The sequence below is a fragment of the Streptococcus suis genome, assembly GCF_902702775.1.
Taxonomy (GTDB): Bacteria; Bacillota; Bacilli; order Lactobacillales; family Streptococcaceae; genus Streptococcus; species Streptococcus hashimotonensis.
In genome coordinates this window covers 1,455,716-1,478,070 of the sequence record NZ_LR738724.1, presented here as the reverse complement: position 1 = coordinate 1,478,070, position 22,355 = coordinate 1,455,716, and the positions used below count along the sequence as shown (strand labels likewise).

Genomic DNA, 22,355 nt, shown 5'->3' with positions numbered 1-22,355 from the left:
ATTATGGGACTATTTTCAGGTTTACTAGGTAATGCCTCGCAAATGGATAATGATAAGATTGAACAGGAATTGGAGCATGTTCTACTGGATAATGAACAGGTTGAGGTGGCATTTAGTCTGGTTCGTGATTTGATTGTTTTTACAGAATATCGATTGATTTTGGTCGATAAGCAAGGAATGACTGGGAAAAAGGTATCTTATAAATCGATTCCTTACCGCTCGATTTCACGTTTTACGGTAGAAACCTCTGGTCATTTTGACTTAGATGCTGAGCTGAAAATATGGATTTCATCGGCTGTTGAACCTGCTGAAATTCTTCAGTTTAAGAGCGATAAGAGTGTTATTGCTATTCAAAAAGCACTGGCTTCAGCAGTCTTAGGAAAATAGGAAAAAAGTACAGAAAGTGGCTATCCGCTTTCTGCTTTTTTTGATATACTAAGGTGGAATGTTTGTGAGGAGAGGATATGATGCAGATAAAATGGAGAGACTGCTTATTGATATGTTTTGGGGCAATCCTATATGCCCTTGTTTTGAATATGCTCATCATTCCACATGAATTTGGCGAAGGTGGGATTACTGGTGTTACCCTACTTTTGTTTTATACGACAGGGATTGAAACAAGTCTGTCCAGTTTTGTTTTGAATGGGATTTTGATTGTATTAGCCTATCGCTTTTTGAGTAAGTTAACGGTTTTCTATACTTTCTTAGCGGTTGCTACTATGTCCTTAACCATGCATTATACGACTTTTCTGCAAATAAAATGGTTGCCCCTGATTCCCTCTGCTCTCTTGGCGGGATTGGTGACAGGTTTATCAATGGCTCTAGTCATTTATGGAAACGGGTCCACGGCAGGAAGTGATATTATTGCATTGTTGTGTAATAAATATTTCAAATGGAAGATTTCCACCGTTATTCTCATTTTTGATGTATTTGTGGTAACTCCTTTGGCTTTTAAAATTGGGCTTGTAAAAACATTTTGGACATTGGTAATGGTTGTCATTATCAGTAAAAGTTTGGACTGGTTCTTGCAAGCATTGAAAAAGAATAATCATAAATAAAAATACAAGAGAAACCCAGTTGTGCATGTATAACTAGTTTTCTCTTTTCTTATAGTCGAATGAATTAATACTCAATGAAAATCAAAAACAGACTAGGCGACGCAGATGCAGATAGAACTGAAGTTCATCAAATTAAGTCGACAATGTCTGATTTAGTATAACTTTCAGACAAGGAGCTGGTACTAGAGTAAGGCAAACCGAAAGTGTCTATGTATCAAAGCTAGTTCAAATGTCTATAAAAATGATGGACTCCTCATGAAAACGTATTATTGACTTTTTAAAGGTAAATATTAACTATTATTGTTAGATTGTGTTATACTTGGTAAGTTACAAATCCAATATCAGTGGTTCGACCCTGATATCTTGTTACAAAAAAAGTTAGATAAGGTAGCTTCGCACTGCCTTTTAGAAAAGAGAATACATTGAAATTTACTGAATTAAATCTATCAGAAGATATTTTGCTTGCCGTTGAGAAGGCTGGTTTTGAAACGCCGTCACCAATCCAGGAGCAGACCATTCCGCTTGCTCTGGAAGGAAAAGATGTGATTGGTCAAGCGCAGACGGGGACAGGGAAAACTGCAGCCTTTGGTTTGCCAACTCTCAACAAGATTAATACAAACAATCAAGCAATTCAGGCCTTGATTATTGCTCCAACGCGTGAGTTGGCGGTGCAGAGTCAGGAAGAACTCTTCAAATTTGGTCGTGAAAAGGGTGTGAAAGTCCGCTCTGTTTACGGTGGATCAAGCATTGAAAAACAAATCAAGGCCCTTCGCTCAGGTGCCCACATCGTTGTTGGTACACCAGGACGCTTACTGGACTTGATCAAACGCAAAGCCCTCAAACTTGACGGCGTTGAAACCCTCATTCTTGATGAGGCTGATGAAATGCTCAACATGGGCTTCTTGGACGATATTGAAGCGATCATTGAACGTGTGCCAGAAAGTCGCCAGACTCTCCTATTTTCTGCGACCATGCCAGAGCCAATCAAGCGTATTGGTGTCAAATTCATGAAAGAGCCTGAGCACGTTAAGATTGCGGCTAAGGAATTGACCAACGTTAACGTTGACCAATACTATATCCGTGTCAAAGAACATGAAAAATTTGACACCATGACACGCCTTATGGACGTTGACCAGCCTGAATTGTCTATCGTCTTCGGTCGTACTAAGCGCCGTGTTGATGAATTGACTCGTGGTTTGAAATTGCGTGGCTTCCGTGCGGAAGGTATCCACGGAGATTTGGATCAGAACAAACGTCTACGTGTTATTCGTGATTTTAAAAATGACCAGATTGACGTCCTTGTTGCGACGGACGTTGCGGCGCGTGGATTGGATATTTCAGGTGTAACGCATGTCTATAACTACGATATTCCACAGGATCCAGAAAGCTATGTTCACCGTATCGGTCGTACAGGTCGTGCAGGTCAATCAGGTCAGTCTATTACCTTTGTTTCGCCAAACGAGATGGGCTACTTGGCAATCATCGAAGATTTGACCAAGAAACGTATGAAAGGTCTCAAACCAGCAACTGCTCAGGAAGCATTCGAAGCTAAGAAGAAAGTTGCTTTGAAAAAGATTGAGCGCGAAATGGCGGATGAAACTATCCGTAGCAATTTCGATAAGTTCAAGAAAGATGCAGTCAAGTTGGCAGCTGAATTTACCCCTGAAGAGTTAGCGCTTTATGTATTGACCTTGACTGTTCAGGATCCAGAAAGCCTGCCAGAGGTAGAAATTGCGCGTGAAAAACCTTTGCCATTCAAGTTTGCACCTGGTCAAGCTAAGGGCAAGGGTGGCCGTGGTGGTCGCGACCGTGATCGTGGTGGCCGTCGTGACGGTGACCGCAACCGAGACCGCGGAGGACGCCGTGGTGATCGTAACGACCGCAACCGTCGTGATGACAAGTTCAAACGTGACAACCGCCGTCAGGACAACAAAAAACCACACCAACGCACATCAAGTGAAAAGAAAACAGGCTTTGTTATCCGTAATAAAGGCGAGAGATAAGCTTAAAACCGCTTCCTAATTGGAGCGGTTTTTGTTATACTAGAAGTAGCAAAACAGGAGGTAAGACCATGGGCATTTTGACAATGGATAAAGCCTTTGTATTCTAAAAAACAATACAAAGGAGAAGATCATGATTACTTACAAACAACATTCTCAACTCGATTTTCAAGCTGTCCTTGAACTCTATGCTTCAGTTGGTTGGACAAATTATACTGACCGGCCTGCCGTGTTACAGAAGGCTTTGGAACATAGCCTGTTTGTTCTTGCGGCCTTTGACGGTAATCGTCTAGTGGGTCTCTTGCGAGCAGTTGGTGACGGCCATTCAATCGTTTTTATTCAGGACATCTTGGTTCTGCCAACCTATCAGCGACAAGGAATTGGGCGTCAGCTTTTGGAGCAGGCCATTACCCACTTTTCAGGGATTTATCAGCTGCATCTCTTGACGGACAATACTGAGAAAACGCGATCTTTCTATGAGGCAATTGGCTTTACAGCCGTTGATAGCCTGGACTGTGTCGCTTACACCTATTTAAAATAATAAAACAATCTAAAAAAGCAGAGGCTGGGAGACCAGCCTTTTGCTTTGAGCAAATGATTTGAATTTCAAATAAAAAAGAGTAGAATGGAACTATCAATAATTAGTAACAAAGGAGATGAACAATGGCAACCGTATTAATTGTAAAGGCCCACCCCCTCGACGCACAAAGGTCCTACGCCTTGCGGGCTTTGGAAGAGTTTCAAACTCGGTACGCCAGTTTGCACCCAGAAGATCGGATTGAAGTAGTAGATGTTTTTGAAGACCAGATTCCCGCCTTAGACAAGTCCTTGTTAGAGGCTATGGGAGCAGCAAAAAAAGGTATAGAAATCAGTCCTGAACAAGCGGAGCAGTTGGACCGCTACAATGCCTTGACCCAACAATTTCTTGCAGCAGATAAGATTGTCGTGGTCAATCCCCTTTGGAACCTCAATGTGCCAAGTCAATTAGTGTCATGGATTAATACCATTAACGTTGCAGGACTGACCTTCAAGTATGGACCTGAGGGCTCTATCGGTCTGGTCAAGGGCAAAAAATTGTTGCATATCCAGTCCAATGGTGGAGTTTACGCAGGTCAAGATCCAGCAGCCCAATACATCAAATCTATCTTTGAGTTTCTGGGCTTTGAAGACATCCATCAGGTCTTTATCGAAGGACAATCGGCTGATCCAAGCCAGGCTCAAGCGATATTTGAAGAAGCTATGGGGAAAATTGATACAATTTTACTACATTTCTAATAAAAAAATAGCCACGCTTCATTTGGAGCATGGCTTTTTTTGCATTTCTGCGATATAGTCTAACTTGTTCTGCCGACTGCGTTTCTTAAAGAGTGCCTCGGCGGACATGGCTTCCTGCTTACTAGCAAAGGCTTCTTGATAGAGCAGGCTGACAGGCAAGCGTCCGCGGGTGTACTTGGCCCCTTTCCCACGATTATGGGTAGCAAGCCGTTTCTCCACATCAGTCGTATAACCAGTATAAAGACTCCCGTCGGCACATTCCAAGACATAAAAGTAGGCCTTATTTTCCATAATAAATCTCATGAATAGCCGGAGTATAGTCGCCGTTTTCTTCATGGACAACCAGAGGTGGCAGGATGTGCAGCCCGTCCACCGAGCCGTCCTTGATAGCCTCAATCAGCAACATATTGGCCTCCTTGCTGGCCTTGGGATAGACAAACTGGATACGTTTGGGAGCAAGTTTGTAGGTTCTTAGTGTGTCCAAAATATCTAAAAATCGGTCGGGTCTGTGGACCATGGCCAAGCGACCATTGGATTTGAGCACCTGTTGGGCCACCTGGCAAATGCTGTCTAGGTTGGTTGCAATCTCGTGTCTTGCCAGAAGATAATGCTCGCTTTCATTGAGGTTCGAACCCTCGTCTACCTTGAAGTAGGGAGGATTGCAGAGCATCAAATCAACCTTGGACCGCAAATTATACTGGGGCAGGTTTGCCAAGTCGTCATTGATGACCGATACCTGTTCCTCCAGACCATTTAGGGCGATGGAGCGGCGATTCATGTCCGCCAACCGTTCCTGCAACTCGACCTGAATAATCTGAGCCTTGGTGCGTGTGGAGGCAAAGAGGCCCACTGCCCCATTTCCACTACAAAGGTCAACAATCAGCCCCTTCTGAGCAGGCATTTTTGGAAAACGCGAAAGGAGGACACTGTCGATCGAGTAGCTAAAAACCTTCCGGTTTTGAATAATCTGAACATCTGTCGAGAAGAGCTGGTCAATCCGCTCTCCGTCTAATAACTCAATTTTTTGCATGGTATTATTATACCATCTTTAGCAGAAAATCTCAGTCCATTTTGGAAGAAAAAAGGAGCGCATATCACGCTCCTTTCAATCTAACTAAAAAATTCAATCCAAGCCCCAACCAGTAAGAAAGCGATACAGAGATAGATTTGCCAATTTGCTTTCAAGGTCCATTCTTTTGACCAAAAGGCACTACGGGCAGTACCGACAGTAGCAAAGAGCAAGAGTGCAAGCCAGAGGCTAGGTCCCTTGTCTAGCCATTCTCCTACACTCCCCAGCAACAACAATATCATCAAATAAAAATTCAAACTCCGATAAAATTCTTTATTAAATTCCTTAAACATATAAAATCCTCACAATACAAAGAAGGAAATGATTATCCAACTAGCAATCAATCCAATCGTCAGATAAATTTGCCATGTTTTTTTAATCCAGCTACGTGACTTAAAGAAAGCTAGATAACCAGCATAAAGTCCAATTCCAAGCTTGAGAAAATGGATAAACCAAAACGGTCCATTTACAGCAGCATAAATCACTTGTAGGATACAAAGAATGGAGAAATAAAATTCCCAAGTTCGATAAAATGCTGTATTGAAGTTCTTAAACATAGTAGACTCCTTTCTACTTACTCAGCACGAATCTAAGATATATAATCAGTACAATCATTCCGAAATGAAAGATGTAGCCCATGCGAGTGAGCTCCTTTTCTTCGTTGAGGAAAAAAGCCCTGAAAATATGAATAGGAATGATTATTAGAATTAGGCTTGTATACCAGAGTGGCCACTGATCAAAGCTATCATTGGCAGTTGGTAGCAGAAAGCAAATCCAAAATACCATAGAATAAAAATTACTGAAACGGTAGAAGTATTTGTTGAATCTGATTTTCATAATGACCACCTCTTTGTCATTATATCAAATTAATAATGGATAATCCAGCAAGTATATGTAAGGGGGGAGATATTGTTATAAATAAAAACTATAACAAAGCTTGCTGTTTTTCTATAAGTATTTTTGGATATTTTTCACACCAAATCTCCTATTTCATGCTAGACTAGATTGTAAGTTAGAATGGAGTAGATGTTATGATAGATTATAAGATTGATACGATTTTGGCACATACTGGCATCAATAACGATGAAAAAACTGGGGCATTGATTTCCCCTATTCACCTTTCGACGACCTATCAACACCCTGAGTTTGGTCAATCGACAGGTTATGACTACACGAGAACAAAAAATCCGACACGTGCCAGTCTAGAGACGACTTTGGCAGCTATTGAAAAAGCCGACTATGCCCTAGCAACGAGCTCGGGAATGGCTGCTCTGGCCTTACTTTTTAATGGTTTTCCTGTAGGGAGTCAAGTGGTAGCGGCGCGTGATTTGTACGGTGGTTCCTTCCGCTGGTTCAATGAGCAAGAGAGTATCGGTAGATTTCAATTTACCTATGCAAACACCGAGGAGGAGCTGATTGCAGCCATCACCGAAGAGACAGACTATGTTTATCTGGAGACGCCGACCAACCCACTCATGGTGGAGTTTGACATCGCTAAGGTTTCGGCTATCGCCCATGCCAAAGGTGCTAAGGTAATTGTCGATAACACTTTTTATAGCCCTATTTATCAAAATCCACTTGTTCTAGGAGCGGACGTTGTCCTACATTCAGCAACCAAGTACCTATCTGGGCATAATGATGTACTAGCTGGCGCTTTGATGACCAATGATCAAGCCCTATATGATAAGCTCTTTTATGACCAAAATACATCGGGGCCAACCCTATCTCCACTGGATTCTTACTTACTCATGCGTGGACTCAAAACCCTCTCGCTTCGAATGGAGCGGGCGACACAAAATGCTCAGAAAATTGTTGCCTATTTGGAGAAGAGTCCAGCAGTCAAGCAAGTTTACTACACAGGAAAAGGTGGGATGATTTCTGTTAAGGTGGTAGATGAAAGTCGGATTCCCCATATTCTCAACACCCTGAAAGTCTTTACCTTTGCTGAAAGTCTGGGTGGAGTAGAGAGTCTGATTACCTATCCAGCCACTCAGACCCACGCAGATATTCCAGCTGAAACCCGTCATTCTTACGGTTTGACAGATGATTTACTTCGTTTATCTATTGGTATAGAGGATGCGGAAGACTTGATTGCAGATTTAAAAACAGCCTTGGAGGGATAAGATATGACACAGTATAATTTTATAGATAGTCCGAATCGCCTATCCCAGCATGCAGAAAAATGGAGAAAGGTAGAGACGGATAAAGAACTCTTACCCTTGTGGATTGCAGATATGGACTTTGAGCCACTTCCAGAAATTCGCCAAGCTATCCGTGACTACGCAGATCATCATGTTTTTGGTTATCCTTATGCTAGTGATAGCCTCTATCAGTCTATTATTGACTGGGAAGATAGACAGCATGGCTATAAGATTGAAAGAGAATCCATCCTACTCATCGAAGGAGTTGTTCCTGCTTTATCTGTAGCTATTCAATCTTTGACCGAAGAAGGGGATGCAGTCCTAATTAACACGCCAGTCTACCCACCCTTTGCACGGACTGTCAAATTAAACAATCGTCAGCTAGTCACCAATTCACTAGTTGATGTGGATGGTATTTTTAGGCTTGATCTTGACCAGCTTGAAAAGGACATTGTAGAGAATCAAGTTAAACTCTATATTTTCTGTAATCCCCACAACCCAGGTGGTAGGGTTTGGACAAGAGAGGAAGTTTTGGCGATTGGACGTCTTTGTCAGAAACATGGTGTTATCCTTGTCTCAGATGAAATCCATCAAGATTTGACCTTATATGGTCACAAGCATTATTCCTTTAACACAGTGGATGAAAGTTTTAAAGAGTTTTCAATCATCTTATCATCTGCGACCAAGACCTTCAATATTGCTGGTACAAAAAATAGCTTTGCAATCATTGAAAATCCAAGCATTCGCAAGACTTTCGCTAAGCGTCAATTGATAAATAATCAGCACGAGATTCCAACGATTGGCTTGTTAACCACGGAAGCTGCTTTCACTTATGGAGATGAGTGGTTGAAGGAGTTGAAGGTTATTTTGGAGAGAAATATAGACTTTGTTGAGGAGTATTTGACAACCCATACAAGGATCAAGGTCATGAAGCCCCAGGGAACCTACCTCATCTGGCTTGATTTTTCTGCTTATGAGTTAGAGCATGCGGAGCTCTTTGATATTCTTCATTGTAAAGCGAAGTTGATTTTGAATGATGGTTTGACCTTTGGTAAGGAAGGTAAGCACCATGCACGTCTGAATGTGGCAGCTCCATTTGATGTCATTGAAGAAGCTTGTCAGCGACTTGGTAAGGTTTTTGGATAAAGAAATAAGGACTAGGTGTAAGTATAATCACCTAATCCTTATTTTTTTGTGTTTTTCGAAATTCTGTCGGGCTCATATGGAAATAATTTTTAAAGGCCGCGCTGAAGGTAAGAGGGTCTTGGTAGCCGACAGAATAGGCGATTTCAGTGATACTCCGAGAAGCATCTTCTAATAGTTGACAAGAACGATTCATTTTTACTTGTAAAATATAATCTTTGATAGAATAGCCAGTTTCCTGCTTAAAAATTTTATAGAGATAGCTTCGGCTTAGAGCTAGAAAATCTGCTATTTCAGAAACTTTAATTGGATGAGCATAGTGGTTATGGATCATCTTGATGGCTTGCTGAACATAATGCTTGGTTTGTGTTTCAGGCTTAATTAATGTTTCACTTGGAAATTCCTCGATGAGTGCTGCTAAGAGTTGATTGAGATAGCCAATTAAGACCAATTCTGTGATAGAGGGGATGGGATGCATCTGAACATGGTTAATCTGATGCATGTAGCCTAGAATTGGTGACTCTAGATTGGAGTGGAGGTAGTAGTTTTCTAGCAGTTGACTTTGATTCAGTAGGTCTTTTGCTCGTGAACCACTAAAACCAACCCATATATAGGTCCAAGGATCTATATCATCAGCTTGATAGAAAATGGAAACATCCTTTGGAAGAACAAATAAATCGCCTGCAGCAAGATAGCTTGTTTTTCCATCAACAAGAATTTTTCCTCTTCCTTTTGTAATAAAATGCAGGACAAAATTATTACGGATAGTAGGACCGAAGGAATAGCCCTTGTCACATTGTTCGGCACCGTAATGGTCTACATTTAGGTCAAAGTTGTGACTATCAAGCTCGTTATAGATGTTCAGAATATTCATCTTACTCCTCCTTAGGAAACATTATAACATGTTTTAAATACAAAAGGCTATTAAATAAAGCGTTTTCATTTTGTAAAATAATAGCATAAAGAAGAGATGGGAGAGATGAATGTGATTGAGACTTATAATGAAAAACAGATTTTTCACCTGAAAACAAGAGAATTCTCTTATATCATCCAAGTGTTGGAAACAGGAGATCTGGTTCATCGTTATTTTGGGAAAAAAATCGAAAAATTTAGCGATGGAAACAAAATAACATATTTAGATCGATCGTTTTCTCCGAGTCCAATTACTGGGGACAGGACATACTCATTGGATGTCCTCCCACTCGAATATTCTAGCAATGGTCTGGGAGATTTTAGAACCTCAGCACTAGATGTTCGGAACGAATTTGGGGTTACTCTTGACCTAAAATACAAAGAGTATCGATTATACAAGGGGAAAAAAGAACTGAGGGGATTACCAGCAAGTTTTGGAAATCAAGAAGAGGTAGAGAGTCTTGAAATTGATCTTTATGATCAGTTGACAGATGTTACCGTAACACTTCAGTATTCTGTTTTTGAAGAAGCTTCTTATCTCGCACGGTCAGCTACAATTCAAACTGGCAAATATCCATGCAAACTAGAGAAGGTCTTGTCTGCAACTCTTGATTTTCCACATCAAGATTTCATTGTTCACAGCTTGACAGGACGCTATGCTTATGAAAAAGAGTGGACACAGACCCCATTGACAAAAGGTCAGTATTCGATTGGTAGCATTCGAGGTGCTTCAAGTCACTCAAGAACACCCTTCTTAGCACTAGCCTCACCCGATGCAAGTGAGGACAAGGGCGATGTTTATGCGGCCCACCTTGTCTATAGTGGCAACTTTACAGCATTTGTCGAAACGACAGCCATGGAAACCAGTCGATTGGGATTAGGATTGGAAAGTCACTATTTCTCATGGCAATTGGATAAGGATGACCGGTTTCAAACTCCAGAAGTTCTCTTATCATATACTGATAAAGGATTTACTGGCATGACACAAAATAGTCATCACTTTATCACAAAACACCTCATTCGATCATCGTTTGTAAACAAACCAAGACCCATTTTAATCAACAACTGGGAAGCGACCTATTTCGAATTTACAGAAGAAAAGATTTTACAGTTAGCTCAGGTCGCAAGTCGAGCTGGTATTGAATTGTTTGTTCTGGATGATGGTTGGTTTGGTAAACGAAACAATGATGAAAGTTCATTGGGCGATTGGAAAGTCAATTTGGATAAGTTGCCAAATGGTTTGAATGGTTTAGCAGAGCGAATAAATGAGCTTGGCATGAAATTTGGACTGTGGTTTGAACCAGAGATGATTTCTATTGATAGCGATCTTTATCGTGAGCATCCTGATTGGGCAATTCGCACAGAAGGACGCTTACCAATCTACAGCCGAGAACAATTAGTTTTGGATTTGACCAAGCAGGAAGTCTGTGACTACATCATTGATAGCGTCTCTTCCATATTAGAATCAGCCAATATTTCTTATGTAAAATGGGATATGAACCGTAATATCACCAATATTCCTGAAGGTTTAGCAAATGACCAGCGCTTTGAGTTCCACCATCGTTACATGCTAGGTCTCTACCGTGTATTAGACCACCTTACCAAGCGGTTCCCAGATATTCTTTTCGAATCCTGTGCAGGCGGTGGAGGTCGTAATGATTTGGGAATCATGTATTACATGCCACAAGCTTGGGCAAGTGATGATACAGATGCGATTGAGCGCTTATCTATTCAAGAAGGTACTAGTTTGATTTATCCCCCTTCCTCAATTGGTGCACACGTTTCTGCAGTTCCAAACCATCAGGTTGGTCGAATCACACCTCTTGCTACACGAGGCAATGTGGCTATGATGGGAGGAGCATTTGGTTACGAGCTGGATTTAACGAAACTTTCGGAAAAGGAATTGGATGAAATCAGTCAGCAAATCGAAACCTATCACTCCATTCGTGAAACTATACAATTCGGTCAGCTCTACCGTCTGAAAAAGACGAGCAATACTTGGGCTGCCAATTATGTTAGTCAAGATAAGAATCAAACGGTCTTTACATTTGTAAAAATTCTTGCCAAGCCAGAAGCGCCTTTGCTTCATGTTCGGTTGAAGGGGCTAGACCCGGATGCCTTGTATGAATGCCCTCAATTGGGAGAAACATTCTACGGGGATGAACTGATGAACATTGGTCTTACAATGCCACATGTTCAAAAAGATTATTTTAGTGTACAATATATTTTTAACAAAATCTAGGAGGATTTTATAATGAAAATGAAAATATTTTTAAAATGTGCATCGGTTTGTGCTTTTGCCAGCTTTTTGGTTGCTTGTGGGAATGCAAGTAGTAGCGATAAGGTAGAAATAGAATATTTCTCACAAAAACCAGAAATGCAAGCTACCCTTCAGGAAATTATTAATGATTTCGAAAAGGAAAATCCTACGATTGATGTTAAATTTTCAAATGTACCAGATGCAGGAACTGTTTTGAAAACCCGTATGGCCAACAATGAAGCGCCAGATGTGATTAACATTTATCCACAAAATGCGGACTTCAAAGCATACGCAGCGGATGGTCGTTTCCTAGAAATTGGTGATGATGCAGGTCTCAGTCATCTAAAAGATGGTGCTGTAACACCATATCTTGTTAACGAAAAAAATTATACCCTTCCTTTGACAGCTAATGCTTACGGAATTTACTATAATAAGGATAAGTTCAAAGAATTGGGGCTCGAAGTTCCAACTACCTATGCAGAATTTGTGGCTTTGGTAGACAAAATCAAGGCTGATGGCAGTGTAGCACCGTTTGCTCTTTCATTGAACGATGCTTGGTCATTGAACGGCTACCATCAGTTAGCTTGGGTAACTGTTGCGGGTGGATTTGATGGTGCAGAAGATATTCTGATTCGCAGTGCAAAGGGAGCGATTCAAGATGATGCTACAACAAAAGTAGTGTTAGAACGCTTGCAATTGTTGAAAGACAATGGACAAAAAGGGGCAACAGGCGCGCTCTATGCAGATGCGGTGGCAGCCTTTGCAGCAGGTGATGCTCTCATGCTTCCACAAGGTACATGGGCAGCTACAGCTGTAAACCAACAAGAACCAGAATTTGAATATGGTATGTTTACATTCCCTGGCGATAAAGAAGGTGGCGACTATACCATCGGTGCAGCTGACCTTGCTCTATCTATTTCAGCAGATACAGAGCACCCAGAAGAGTCTAAAAAATTCCTAGAATACCTCTCTCGTCCAGAAGTTATCCAGAAATACTATGATGTAGATGGTTCGCCAACTTCTGTAGAAGGCGTTGAAACAGAAGGTAAGTTTGAAGAAACTGCTGGAGTGACGCAATATGCCTTCACTGACAAACACGTAGTTTGGTTGCAATCTGAATGGGAATCAGAAGAAGAGTTCTGGAACATCACTGTTGAAATGGTTAAAAATCCTAACTCAGCAGAATTAGTGAAAAAACTGAACGCATTCTTTGATCCAATGAAAAAATAATCCAGGAAAACTATAAGCAGGGGCTAGTTGTAGCCTAGCCTCCTTATAGTTGCCTAGTGTCAGTTTTAGTAACCCTATGGGATTCCTTGAACTGAGACTAAGCAACTATAACTTTATCAAAAGGAGTACCATGATGAATCAAAAAGGATTTATTGCCAAATATTGGCCCTATCTATTTGTTGCCATACCAATTGGCTTACAGTTAATCTTTTTCTTCTATCCTCTATTTACAGGTATCTATTATAGCTTGACGGATTGGAATGGATTGACATCAGATTTTAGTTTGATAGGTATTCAAAACTATCTAGATATCTTGAAGAATCCTGATTTTTATACATCCATGACTTTTACCATTATCTTCACCATTGGTTTGGTCATCGGAGAAATTGTTATAGGGATTTGGTTGGCTAGTCTCCTCAATCGTAAGATTAAAGCTGTTGGTTTCTTTAGAACTTGGTATTTCTTCCCAGCAGTGCTATCCACAGTCACTTTAGGATTGATTTTTGTCCAATTGTTCAACTATGGTTTTACACAGATTGGAGAAATCCTTCATATCGATTGGTTGATGGAAAACTTATTGGTACAAGAAAATACTGTTATTCCAGCTGTACTTTTTGTGGCTCTCTGGCAAGGATTGGCTATGCCAGTTATCATCTTCCTGTCTGGCTTACAAAGTATTCCAGAAGATGTGAAGGAAGCAGCAGCTATTGATGGTGCAAGTCGTTCTCAACAGTTCTTCAATATTGAACTTCCTTTCTTATTACCATCTATCAGTATGGTGTTCATCTTGGCAATGAAGTCAGGTTTGACAGCATTTGACCTTATCTTTGCACTGACAAGTGGTGGCCCAGATGGCAAAACAGAATCCTTGGGTTTACTCGTTTACAACTATGCCTTTGTAGACAATAAATTCTCTTATGCCAATGCTTTGGCTGTAGTACTCTTCATCTTCATTATTGTCATCTCATTGATTCAGATGAGAATTTCGAAGAAATTTGAAATTTAGGAGGACAGACATGAATAATCAAAAACAGAAAAATTGGTGGGTTTACTTAGTTCTCTTTAGTGGGATATTGTTCATGTTTATTCCACTATTGGTAACCATTATCAGTTCTTTTAAACCAACAAAGGAAATTACAGGAAATTTCTTTGGTTTGCCACAAGAGTTTACTTTGAGCAACTATGAACGCCTGTTTAATGATGGGATTGTACAATATTTTGGTAATTCAGCCTTGATTACGATTGTAGCAATTGGCTTGATTCTACTTGTTATTCCAATGGCAGCTTTCGCCGTAGCCCGTCAAATGAAACGCCAGACAGTGTTTAACTTTATCTACTTTTTCTTGATTATTGGGATATTTGTACCTTTCCAAGTGATTATGCTCCCAATGACCAAATTAATGTCAAGCCTTGGTTTGAACAATATTGTCGGTTTGATTATTCTATATTTGACCTATGCAGTTCCTCAGGCCCTCTTCCTCTACGTCGGTTATATTAAGACCATTGTTCCTGAAGAAATGGATGAGGCGGCAGCTATTGATGGCTGTGATAAATTTACTATGTACTGGAAAATCATTTTCCCACTCATGAAACCCATGCATGCAACGGTTTTGATTATCAATGCCCTCTGGGTCTGGAATGATTTCCTCTTGCCGCTCTTGGTTTTGAATCGTGATCAAAGCATGTGGACCTTACCACTTTTCCAATACAATTACCAAGGTATGTATTTTAGTGACTATGGCCCATCATTTGCATCCTATGTTGTAGGAATTATCCCAATCTTACTTGTTTACCTCATCTTCCAAAAACATATTATTTCAGGTATGACAAGTGGTTCTGTCAAATAATTACTAAGGTTGACTAGTTCAACCTTTTATAAAATAGCAAAAAAGAAAAGGCTTACAAAGGAGAAAGTCTATGAAAATTAAAAATCAAGCTATGTTAATTACCTATTCGGATAGTTTAGGCAAGAATCTTAAAGATTTGAAAAAAGTCCTCGAAGGTCCATTAAAGGATGTTGTGGGAGGTATCCATATTCTGCCGTTTTTCCCATCATCAGGTGACCGTGGGTTTGCGCCAATGGACTATACAAAGGTGGACCCTGCATTTGGAGATTGGTCAGATATTGAAGCACTAAGCAAGGACTATTATCTGATGTTCGATTTTATGATCAATCATATTTCTGCAAAATCTCCTTATTTCCTTGATTTTCTTGAAAAGAAAGATGAATCAGCTTATGCGGATTTGTTTATTCGCTATAAAAACTTTTGGCCAAATGGTGAGCCAACGCAAGAAGATGTTGATTTGATCTATAAGCGTAAACCTCGTGCTCCATATCGAATTGCAACATTTGCTGATGGTAGTGAAGAGAAGGTGTGGTGTACCTTTGATGAACAGCAGATTGATTTAGATGTGACAACGGAGACAACCCGTCGTTTCATCCAAGAAAATTTGGAACAGTTGGCAGAGCATGGTGCTTCGATTATTCGTTTGGACGCCTTTGCTTATGCCAATAAAAAAATCGGAACCAATTGTTTCTTTGTGGAGCCTGATATTTGGGAAATGCTCCATTTTCCACGTCAGTTATTGGCACCAAAAGATGTAGAAATCTTACCAGAAATTCATGAACACTACACCATTCAGCAGAAAATTGCCGAGCAAGATTATTATGTTTATGATTTTGCCTTGCCAATGCTAGTTCTCCACGCTTTGTATTCTGGTCATGTCAATCGCCTGGTTCACTGGATGGAGATTTGCCCTCGCAAGCAATTTACAACTCTTGATACACATGATGGAATCGGTGTTGTGGATGTTAAGGATTTGCTGACGGATGAGGAGACAGAGGAGACCCGTGAAGCCTTGTATGCACAAGGTGCCAATGTGAAGAAAATTTATAGCACTGAAGCCTATAATAATTTGGATATTTATCAGATTAACTGTACTTATTATTCTGCTCTTGGCAATAATGATCAAGCTTATCTATTGGCGCGTGTTCTCCAATGCTTTGCACCAGGTATTCCACAGATTTACTACGTTGGTTTACTAGCAGGTGAAAATGATATTGAGCTTTTGGAATCAAGTAAGGAAGGCCGCAATATCAATCGCCATTACTATGATTTGGAAGAAATTGAGCAGGAAGTGCAACGGCCAGTGGTACAATCCTTGTTCAAACTCCTTAAATTCCGCAATACAAGTCCAGCTTTCGACGGAGAGTTATCTGTTAAGATGTTGGATGAAACAAGTATGGAAATTTTCTGGAATAATCAAGATGCAGGGGTGTCTGCCCGTCTAACAGCAAACCTAAAAGAAAAATCCTTTGAAATTGTTGAAATTGAAGAGGGAAAAATTACCACAATTGAGTTATAATATGATTATATAGAAAGAGGGGGGATTCCTCTTTTTCTTGCGTAAATAAGATTGTACAGAAAGGATCAATCAAATGCCAGAAATACAAAAAACAGATTGGTGGAAGAAGTCCGTCATTTACCAAATTTACCCTCGTAGTTTTCAAGATTCAAATGGAGATGGAGTAGGGGATATTAGAGGGATTATCAGCCGATTAGATTATCTTCACGAGCTTGGAATTGATGCTATTTGGCTCAGTCCTGTTTATCAGTCCCCCATGGATGACAATGGTTACGACATCAGTGACTACCAAGGAATTGCTCCAGAATTTGGGACCATGGAAGATATGGAAGAGCTGATTGCAGAAGGCCATAAGCGCAATATCAAAATAATCATGGATTTAGTGCTCAATCATACCTCGGATGAACATTTCTGGTTTCAAGAAGCCCTCAAAGGACCAGATAATCCCTATTATGATTATTATGTTTGGGCTGATGAGCCGAATGAATTACGCTCGACCTTTTCAGGCTCCGCTTGGGAATACGTTCCACATCTGAACAAATACTACCTCCACCAATTCTCTGTTAAGCAACCGGATTTGAACTGGAAAAATCCTGCTCTGAAACAAGAAATCTGGGATATGATTAATTTTTGGATTGAAAAAGGTGTCGGTGGTTTCAGGCTAGATGTGATTGATTTGATTGGAAAAGAACCAGAAAAATTAATTACAGCCGATGGACCGACTCTCCATCCTCTTATTCAGGAATTAAATGAGAAAACCTTTGGTGCTTATGACTTAGTGACTGTTGGGGAAACCTGGAGTGCCAATCCAGAAAATGCTCAGTTATATTCGCATCCTGACCGAAAAGAATTTTCGATGATTTTCCAATTTGAACACGTAGGACTTGATCAGCAGGAAGGGAAAGAAAAGTGGGATTTGGCACCGCTTGATCCAGCTCGTCTACATAAGGTTCTATCCAAATGGCAGACTGAACTGGTTGGTAAAGGCTGGAACTCGCTTTTCTGGAATAACCACGATTTACCTCGTGCCATTTCTCGCTTCGGTGATGATCGACCTGCATTTCGTGAGCTAAGTGGTAAAATGTTGGCTATTTATCTTCATTTTATGTCAGGGACACCTTATATCTACCAAGGTGAGGAAATTGGTATGATTAATACACCGATTACGGATATTAGCCAAGCGGACGATATTGAAACACGTCGCATGTATGCGGAACGGATTGAAAATGGCTTCACCAAGGAGGAATTGATTACTTCTATAAATGCCAAAGGTCGTGATAATGCTCGCCGTCCAATGCAATGGACAGAGGCAGAAGGAGCGGGCTTCAGTACAGGTCAAGCCTGGCTGGCTTTGGGAGATACTGTCAAAGACATCAACGTTGAAAAAGCACTTGCAGACAAACGATCGCTTTTCTATACCTATAAAAAATTAATTGCTCTTCGGAAAGAGTATCCTTGTATGTCTGAAGGAAAATATGAAGTGATGGAGACTGGAAATAGCTCGATAATGGCCTACCGTAAATATGATGAACAGGATGATTTCATCATATTAGTAAACTTTTCAAGCCAGGAGCAGGCTTATACTATAGCTGTGGAAGAATATTCTATTTTCATGAACAATTATGAAAACGAAGAGGCGATTAATAAAGGGATGTTGAGACCTTTTGAAGCTATCGTTTTCAAAAAATAAATAAATTTGCCATATTCTCAAGCATTTTTTCAATTTTTTTGGTAAAATAGAAAAAACAAAAAAGAGAGGTTTTATCATCATGGGGAAATTCCAAGTCATTTCACACCCACTCATTCAGCATAAGTTGTCTATCCTTCGTCGTACATCTACTTCAACAAAGGATTTTCGTGAGTTGGTTAATGAAATCGCGATGCTGATGGGTTACGAAGTTTTGCGTGACTTGCCACTTGAAGATGTGGAGATTGAAACGCCAATCACTAAAACAGTTCAGAAACAAATTGCAGGTAAAAAATTAGCTATCGTACCAATTCTTCGTGCAGGTGTTGGTATGGTTGATGGTTTGCTAAGCTTGGTACCAGCAGCTAAAGTTGGTCACATCGGTATGTACCGCGATGAAGAAACCCTTCAACCCGTTGAGTATCTTGTGAAATTACCAGAAGACATTGATCAACGTCATATTTTTGTAGTTGACCCAATGCTTGCTACAGGTGGTTCAGCTATTCTTGCAGTTGATTCATTGAAAAAACGTGGTGCTTCAAATATCAAATTTGTTGCTCTTGTTTCAGCTCCAGAAGGTGTAAAAGCTCTTCAAGATGCACATCCAGACATTGATATTTACACAGCAGCTTTGGATGAAAAACTCAATGAAAAAGGCTACATCGTACCAGGTTTAGGAGATGCAGGTGACCGCTTGTTCGGTACAAAATAATTGATTAAAAGGAATCAGCTCTGCTGGTTTCTTTTTCATTTCCTGAAATCGTGTTTTTTATTTGACCAATTTTGACTATTCATATATAATGGGTACAGAAAATCTCGAAAAGGAGTAATTTTATGATTCCAGTAGTTATTGAACAAACTAGCCGTGGTGAGCGCTCGTATGATATTTATTCCCGTTTGCTCAAGGATCGCATTATCATGTTGACAGGACCAGTTGAGGACAACATGGCTAATTCGATTATTGCACAATTGCTTTTCCTTGATGCCCAAGATCCTACAAAGGATATTTACCTCTATGTTAATACGCCAGGGGGATCGGTGTCAGCAGGTCTTGCCATTGTAGACACGATGAATTTCATTAAAGCTGATGTTCAAACCATCGTTATGGGAACAGCTGCGAGCATGGGAACCATCATTGCATCAAGCGGTGCCAAGGGCAAACGTTTCATGTTGCCAAATGCAGAGTACATGATTCACCAACCGATGGGTGGAACAGGTGGTGGCACTCAGCAAACAGACATGGCTATTGCAGCAGAACACCTATTAAAAACACGTAATAAGCTAGAAAAAATCTTGGCAGATAATTCAGGTAAGACAGTCAAGCAAATCCATAAGGATGCAGAACGTGATTACTGGATGTCAGCAGAAGAAACCTTGGCTTACGGTTTTATTGACCAGATTATGGACAATACAAAAGTCAAATAAGCAGCGAAAAATATGTAATAACACTGACTATTCCTATTAGCTCCAACTCTTTTACAGGTAGTTGGAGCTTTTCATTTATCATTGAAAACGGTATAATATAGAAAGAGAATTTTTAGAGGAGAAGACATGTTTGAGAAGAAAAATCGCACCTGCTTAACTGTCTATTTACACTACAATCGTGATGCACGTAAACTCAGCCAATATGGAGATATTGTTTACCATTCCAAACGATTGCGATATGTTTTGGTGTATATGGATCAAGAACTAGTAGAAGCTACCATATTAAAATTGAAAAAGGAACGTTTTGTAAAAAAAGTGGTTCCTTCGTACATTAAGGAATTAGACCAAAACTTTGTAGGTAATCTATGGAGAGATGAAGAACCATCAGTCGCAGGATAGTCGGAATTAGCAGGGGATACATACCTGCTAATTTTTTATTTTAAAAATTTTTTCTTTTTTTGTTGACAATTTTCAGATAATTCAGTATATTAGATACATCGTAAAATTTAAGAAAGATTTAAGGAGTTTTCATGAAAACAAGAAAATTTGCAGTAGCGCTTGCTACATTTGCCTCTGCAGCTCTACTTGCTGCATGTGGTAATGTTTCGACAACCAATACTTCAGCCGCAGGTTCTTCTGTAGGTGATACATTTAAAATCGGCTACAACTTGGAGTTGTCAGGTGCTGTTTCATCCTATGGTCAAACAGAGGAAAAAGGTGCCAACCTTGCCGTGAAAGAAATCAATGCTGCGGGTGGTATTGACGGCAAAAAAATCGAAGTGATTACAAAAGACAACAAGTCTGAAACAGCAGAGGCAGCTACTGTTGCAACAAGCTTGGCAAGTGAAGGGGCAAACGTTGTGATTGGTCCTGCTACATCAGGAGCTTCAGCAGCCTCTATTCCAGCATTGACATCTGCTGGTGTTCCTATGATTACTCCTTCAGGAACTCAAACAAACTTGGTTGTGAACGATAAAGGTGAGGTACAAGAATACTTCTTCCGTACAACCTTTACAGATGGGTATCAAGGTCAAATTATGGCTAAATACGCTACTGAGAACTTGTCAGCTAAGAAAGTTGTTCTTTACTTTGACAACTCTTCTGATTATGGTAAGGGTGTAGCAGAGGCTTTCAAGAAGGCTTACAAAGGAGAAATCGTTTCAGAAATCACATTTGCTTCTGGCGATAAGGATTTCCAAGCTGCTTTGACAAAATTGAAAGATAAAGAATTTGATGCCATCATCATGCCTGGTTACTACAATGAAACAGGTACAATTGTGAAGCAAGCACGCGGTTTGGGTATTGACAAGCCAATTCTTGGTTCAGATGGTTTTGACTCACCACAATTTACTGAATTGGCAACTGCATCAGCAGCATCAAATGTTTACTACCTTTCTGGATTTGTAACATCAGCAAGTGAAAAAGCAAAAGCATTCTATGATGCCTATGTGAAAGAATACAATGAAGAGCCATCAATGTTCTCAGCTCTAGCTTACGACTCAGTTTACATGGCAGCAGAAGCAGCAAAAGGTGCAGCTGATTCAGCAGCAGTGAAGACTAATCTTGCAGCTCTGAAAGACTTTGAAGGTGTGACTGGTACAATGTCTGTTGACAAAGAGCACAATGTCGTTAAATCAGTTTATGTTGTTGGTTTAACAAACGGAGAAGAATCGTCTGTAGATACTATCTCTATTGACTAATAGTGGATGAAAAGAGGGAATTCCCTCTTTTTCACTTGTCAGAATGTGTAGAATAGTATACATGCGGATATAAAATTTGGTTAAAATTTCTGTAATTTTAATGATTAAACTCTCTATCTAACTTGCTTATTTTCAGAAAATTTTGTATAATGTAACAATGCTATTGAGCTCGAAAAATATTTAGAAAGATTGGTGAACCTATGCTTCAACAACTTGTCAATGGTTTGATTCTTGGTTCTGTTTATGCCCTTTTGGCCCTTGGTTATACCATGGTGTACGGAATTATCAAACTCATTAACTTCGCCCATGGTGATTTGTATATGATGGGTGCTTTTATGGGGTACTTCCTATTAAATAATTTAACTTTTATTGCAGATGGTGGAACGCGTTTCTTTGTTGCCCTCATTCTAGCGATGGTAGGGACGGCTATTCTCGGTGTCGTTATAGAGTTTTTAGCCTATCGTCCTTTGCGTAATTCAACGCGTATAGCAGCTTTGATTACGGCTATCGGTGTATCCTTCTTCTTGGAATACACTATGATTAAATTCTTTACAGCAGACGTAAAAGCCTTTCCACAAGCAATCGAAGCTGTGACTTTTAACCTTGGTCCAGTTTCTGTTACCAATATCCAGTTGATTATTCTTGGTGTATCGCTTGCGTTGATGGTCGCTCTTCAATTAATTGTCAAACGTACAAAAATGGGGAAAGCCATGCGTGCGGTCTCTGTAGATAGCGATGCAGCTCAGCTTATGGGGATCAATGTAAACCGTACAATCAGCTTTACTTTTGCTCTTGGGTCAGCTCTTGCGGGTGCTGCGGGTGTTCTCCTAGGTCTCTACTACAACCAGATTGAGCCTTTGATGGGGATGACTCCAGGTTTGAAAGCCTTTGTAGCGGCAGTATTGGGCGGTATCGGTATTATTCCAGGTGCTGCACTTGGTGGCTTCGTTATCGGTATCATCGAAACATTCACCTATGTGATTGAATTCGATACTTTCCGTGATGCGATCGTATATACTGTTTTGATCATCATCCTCTTGGTGCGTCCAAGTGGTATTCTTGGTAAAAATGTGAAAGAGAAGGTGTAAC

23 protein-coding genes are annotated in these 22,355 nt (G+C 40.2%); 18 read left to right on the top strand and 5 right to left on the bottom strand.

Features of this window, described 5'->3' with window-relative positions; all coding sequences use genetic code 11:
- Nucleotides 1-3: 3 nt before the first annotated feature.
- From GPW69_RS07310 to GPW69_RS07285, 5 genes are all read left to right on the top strand, one after another.
- Complete coding sequence (locus GPW69_RS07310; RefSeq protein ID WP_074391801.1) at nt 4-387, top strand: PH domain-containing protein; 384 nt, start codon at nt 4-6, stop codon at nt 385-387.
- Between the two features lie 77 nt (nt 388-464).
- On the top strand, nt 465-1,058 hold the full coding sequence (locus GPW69_RS07305; protein WP_024386456.1) for a YitT family protein: 594 nt from the start codon (nt 465-467) through the stop codon (nt 1,056-1,058).
- A 422-nt stretch (nt 1,059-1,480) separates the two neighbouring features.
- On the top strand, nt 1,481-3,061 hold the full coding sequence (locus tag GPW69_RS07295; protein WP_074391803.1) for a DEAD/DEAH box helicase: 1,581 nt from the start codon (nt 1,481-1,483) through the stop codon (nt 3,059-3,061).
- 130 nt (nt 3,062-3,191) lie between these two features.
- Entirely contained in the window at nt 3,192-3,599 is a 408-nt protein-coding gene (locus GPW69_RS07290) for a GNAT family N-acetyltransferase (protein ID WP_074391804.1), read from the top strand.
- A 122-nt stretch (nt 3,600-3,721) separates the two neighbouring features.
- Nucleotides 3,722-4,333 carry an FMN-dependent NADH-azoreductase gene (locus GPW69_RS07285; RefSeq protein ID WP_074391805.1) on the top strand — a complete coding sequence of 204 codons (612 nt, stop codon included), beginning with the start codon at nt 3,722-3,724 and terminating at the stop codon, nt 4,331-4,333.
- A gap of 18 nt (nt 4,334-4,351) precedes the next feature.
- Here GPW69_RS07285 and GPW69_RS07280 read toward each other — a convergent pair whose 3' ends face one another.
- From GPW69_RS07280 to GPW69_RS07265, 4 genes are all read right to left on the bottom strand, one after another.
- On the bottom strand, nt 4,352-4,624 hold the full coding sequence (locus GPW69_RS07280) for a GIY-YIG nuclease family protein (protein WP_024384890.1): 273 nt from the start codon (nt 4,622-4,624) through the stop codon (nt 4,352-4,354).
- On the bottom strand, nt 4,614-5,363 hold the full coding sequence (locus GPW69_RS07275) for a tRNA1(Val) (adenine(37)-N6)-methyltransferase (protein ID WP_024384889.1): 750 nt from the start codon (nt 5,361-5,363) through the stop codon (nt 4,614-4,616). Before GPW69_RS07275 ends, GPW69_RS07280 begins: the two co-directional genes overlap by 11 nt.
- Nucleotides 5,364-5,443: 80 nt before the next feature.
- The gene (locus GPW69_RS07270) at nt 5,444-5,695 is read right to left on the bottom strand and encodes a hypothetical protein (RefSeq protein WP_024384888.1); all 252 of its coding nucleotides are present in this window, start codon (nt 5,693-5,695) and stop codon (nt 5,444-5,446) included.
- 9 nt (nt 5,696-5,704) lie between these two features.
- Nucleotides 5,705-5,959, bottom strand: coding sequence for a hypothetical protein (locus GPW69_RS07265; protein WP_024384887.1), 255 nt, complete (start codon nt 5,957-5,959; stop codon nt 5,705-5,707).
- Nucleotides 5,960-6,433: 474 nt separating this feature from the next.
- Here GPW69_RS07265 and GPW69_RS07260 point away from each other — a divergent pair, with 474 nt between their 5' ends.
- Both GPW69_RS07260 and GPW69_RS07255 read left to right on the top strand, forming a co-directional pair.
- The gene (locus GPW69_RS07260) at nt 6,434-7,525 is read left to right on the top strand and encodes a cystathionine gamma-synthase (RefSeq protein WP_074391807.1); all 1,092 of its coding nucleotides are present in this window, start codon (nt 6,434-6,436) and stop codon (nt 7,523-7,525) included.
- A gap of 3 nt (nt 7,526-7,528) precedes the next feature.
- Nucleotides 7,529-8,689, top strand: a complete 1,161-nt coding sequence (locus GPW69_RS07255; protein WP_024384884.1) for a MalY/PatB family protein — start codon at nt 7,529-7,531, stop codon at nt 8,687-8,689.
- Between the two features lie 31 nt (nt 8,690-8,720).
- Here the strand turns inward: GPW69_RS07255 and GPW69_RS07250 are convergent, their stop codons facing one another.
- Nucleotides 8,721-9,560 (bottom strand): AraC family transcriptional regulator, encoded by an 840-nt coding sequence (locus tag GPW69_RS07250; RefSeq protein ID WP_024384883.1) that lies wholly within the window; start codon nt 9,558-9,560, stop codon nt 8,721-8,723.
- A 105-nt stretch (nt 9,561-9,665) separates the two neighbouring features.
- Here GPW69_RS07250 and GPW69_RS07245 point away from each other — a divergent pair, with 105 nt between their 5' ends.
- The 11 genes from GPW69_RS07245 to GPW69_RS07195 all read left to right on the top strand — a co-directional run bounded on the left by GPW69_RS07245 (nt 9,666) and on the right by GPW69_RS07195 (nt 22,354).
- A complete protein-coding gene (locus tag GPW69_RS07245) occupies nt 9,666-11,840 on the top strand; it encodes an alpha-galactosidase (RefSeq protein WP_074391808.1) in 2,175 nt (724 codons plus the stop codon).
- A 12-nt stretch (nt 11,841-11,852) separates the two neighbouring features.
- The gene (locus GPW69_RS07240; RefSeq protein ID WP_074391809.1) at nt 11,853-13,088 is read left to right on the top strand and encodes an extracellular solute-binding protein; all 1,236 of its coding nucleotides are present in this window, start codon (nt 11,853-11,855) and stop codon (nt 13,086-13,088) included.
- Between the two features lie 133 nt (nt 13,089-13,221).
- Nucleotides 13,222-14,094, top strand: a complete 873-nt coding sequence (locus tag GPW69_RS07235; RefSeq protein WP_024413306.1) for a carbohydrate ABC transporter permease — start codon at nt 13,222-13,224, stop codon at nt 14,092-14,094.
- Between the two features lie 10 nt (nt 14,095-14,104).
- Nucleotides 14,105-14,935, top strand: a complete 831-nt coding sequence (locus GPW69_RS07230; protein WP_074391811.1) for a carbohydrate ABC transporter permease — start codon at nt 14,105-14,107, stop codon at nt 14,933-14,935.
- A gap of 70 nt (nt 14,936-15,005) precedes the next feature.
- Nucleotides 15,006-16,454, top strand: a complete 1,449-nt coding sequence (gene gtfA / locus GPW69_RS07225; RefSeq protein ID WP_044771698.1) for a sucrose phosphorylase — start codon at nt 15,006-15,008, stop codon at nt 16,452-16,454.
- Between the two features lie 73 nt (nt 16,455-16,527).
- Nucleotides 16,528-18,144, top strand: a complete 1,617-nt coding sequence (locus GPW69_RS07220; RefSeq protein WP_074391812.1) for a glycoside hydrolase family 13 protein — start codon at nt 16,528-16,530, stop codon at nt 18,142-18,144.
- A gap of 79 nt (nt 18,145-18,223) precedes the next feature.
- On the top strand, nt 18,224-18,853 hold the full coding sequence (upp, locus tag GPW69_RS07215) for a uracil phosphoribosyltransferase (protein ID WP_012027487.1): 630 nt from the start codon (nt 18,224-18,226) through the stop codon (nt 18,851-18,853).
- A 101-nt stretch (nt 18,854-18,954) separates the two neighbouring features.
- The gene (locus GPW69_RS07210) at nt 18,955-19,566 is read left to right on the top strand and encodes an ATP-dependent Clp protease proteolytic subunit (RefSeq protein ID WP_223375679.1); all 612 of its coding nucleotides are present in this window, start codon (nt 18,955-18,957) and stop codon (nt 19,564-19,566) included.
- Between the two features lie 126 nt (nt 19,567-19,692).
- Nucleotides 19,693-19,965, top strand: a complete 273-nt coding sequence (locus tag GPW69_RS07205) for a YlbG family protein (RefSeq protein ID WP_014638365.1) — start codon at nt 19,693-19,695, stop codon at nt 19,963-19,965.
- 131 nt (nt 19,966-20,096) lie between these two features.
- Nucleotides 20,097-21,266, top strand: coding sequence for an ABC transporter substrate-binding protein (locus GPW69_RS07200; protein WP_024384877.1), 1,170 nt, complete (start codon nt 20,097-20,099; stop codon nt 21,264-21,266).
- A gap of 200 nt (nt 21,267-21,466) precedes the next feature.
- Nucleotides 21,467-22,354, top strand: a complete 888-nt coding sequence (locus GPW69_RS07195) for a branched-chain amino acid ABC transporter permease (RefSeq protein ID WP_012027482.1) — start codon at nt 21,467-21,469, stop codon at nt 22,352-22,354.
- The last annotated feature ends 1 nt before the right edge of the window (nt 22,355 follow it).

Coding starts and splice junctions, on each gene's coding strand:
- GPW69_RS07310 (WP_074391801.1), top strand. CDS start 4: ATGGGACTATTTTCAGGTTTACTAGGTAATGCCTCGCAAATGGATAAT.
- GPW69_RS07305 (WP_024386456.1), top strand. CDS start 465: ATGATGCAGATAAAATGGAGAGACTGCTTATTGATATGTTTTGGGGCA.
- GPW69_RS07290 (WP_074391804.1), top strand. CDS start 3,192: ATGATTACTTACAAACAACATTCTCAACTCGATTTTCAAGCTGTCCTT.
- GPW69_RS07285 (WP_074391805.1), top strand. CDS start 3,722: ATGGCAACCGTATTAATTGTAAAGGCCCACCCCCTCGACGCACAAAGG.
- GPW69_RS07280 (WP_024384890.1), bottom strand. CDS start 4,624: ATGGAAAATAAGGCCTACTTTTATGTCTTGGAATGTGCCGACGGGAGT.
- GPW69_RS07275 (WP_024384889.1), bottom strand. CDS start 5,363: ATGCAAAAAATTGAGTTATTAGACGGAGAGCGGATTGACCAGCTCTTC.
- GPW69_RS07270 (WP_024384888.1), bottom strand. CDS start 5,695: ATGTTTAAGGAATTTAATAAAGAATTTTATCGGAGTTTGAATTTTTAT.
- GPW69_RS07265 (WP_024384887.1), bottom strand. CDS start 5,959: ATGTTTAAGAACTTCAATACAGCATTTTATCGAACTTGGGAATTTTAT.
- GPW69_RS07260 (WP_074391807.1), top strand. CDS start 6,434: ATGATAGATTATAAGATTGATACGATTTTGGCACATACTGGCATCAAT.
- GPW69_RS07255 (WP_024384884.1), top strand. CDS start 7,529: ATGACACAGTATAATTTTATAGATAGTCCGAATCGCCTATCCCAGCAT.
- GPW69_RS07250 (WP_024384883.1), bottom strand. CDS start 9,560: ATGAATATTCTGAACATCTATAACGAGCTTGATAGTCACAACTTTGAC.
- GPW69_RS07245 (WP_074391808.1), top strand. CDS start 9,666: ATGAATGTGATTGAGACTTATAATGAAAAACAGATTTTTCACCTGAAA.
- GPW69_RS07240 (WP_074391809.1), top strand. CDS start 11,853: ATGAAAATGAAAATATTTTTAAAATGTGCATCGGTTTGTGCTTTTGCC.
- GPW69_RS07235 (WP_024413306.1), top strand. CDS start 13,222: ATGAATCAAAAAGGATTTATTGCCAAATATTGGCCCTATCTATTTGTT.
- GPW69_RS07230 (WP_074391811.1), top strand. CDS start 14,105: ATGAATAATCAAAAACAGAAAAATTGGTGGGTTTACTTAGTTCTCTTT.
- gtfA (WP_044771698.1), top strand. CDS start 15,006: ATGAAAATTAAAAATCAAGCTATGTTAATTACCTATTCGGATAGTTTA.
- GPW69_RS07220 (WP_074391812.1), top strand. CDS start 16,528: ATGCCAGAAATACAAAAAACAGATTGGTGGAAGAAGTCCGTCATTTAC.
- upp (WP_012027487.1), top strand. CDS start 18,224: ATGGGGAAATTCCAAGTCATTTCACACCCACTCATTCAGCATAAGTTG.
- GPW69_RS07205 (WP_014638365.1), top strand. CDS start 19,693: ATGTTTGAGAAGAAAAATCGCACCTGCTTAACTGTCTATTTACACTAC.
- GPW69_RS07200 (WP_024384877.1), top strand. CDS start 20,097: ATGAAAACAAGAAAATTTGCAGTAGCGCTTGCTACATTTGCCTCTGCA.
- GPW69_RS07195 (WP_012027482.1), top strand. CDS start 21,467: ATGCTTCAACAACTTGTCAATGGTTTGATTCTTGGTTCTGTTTATGCC.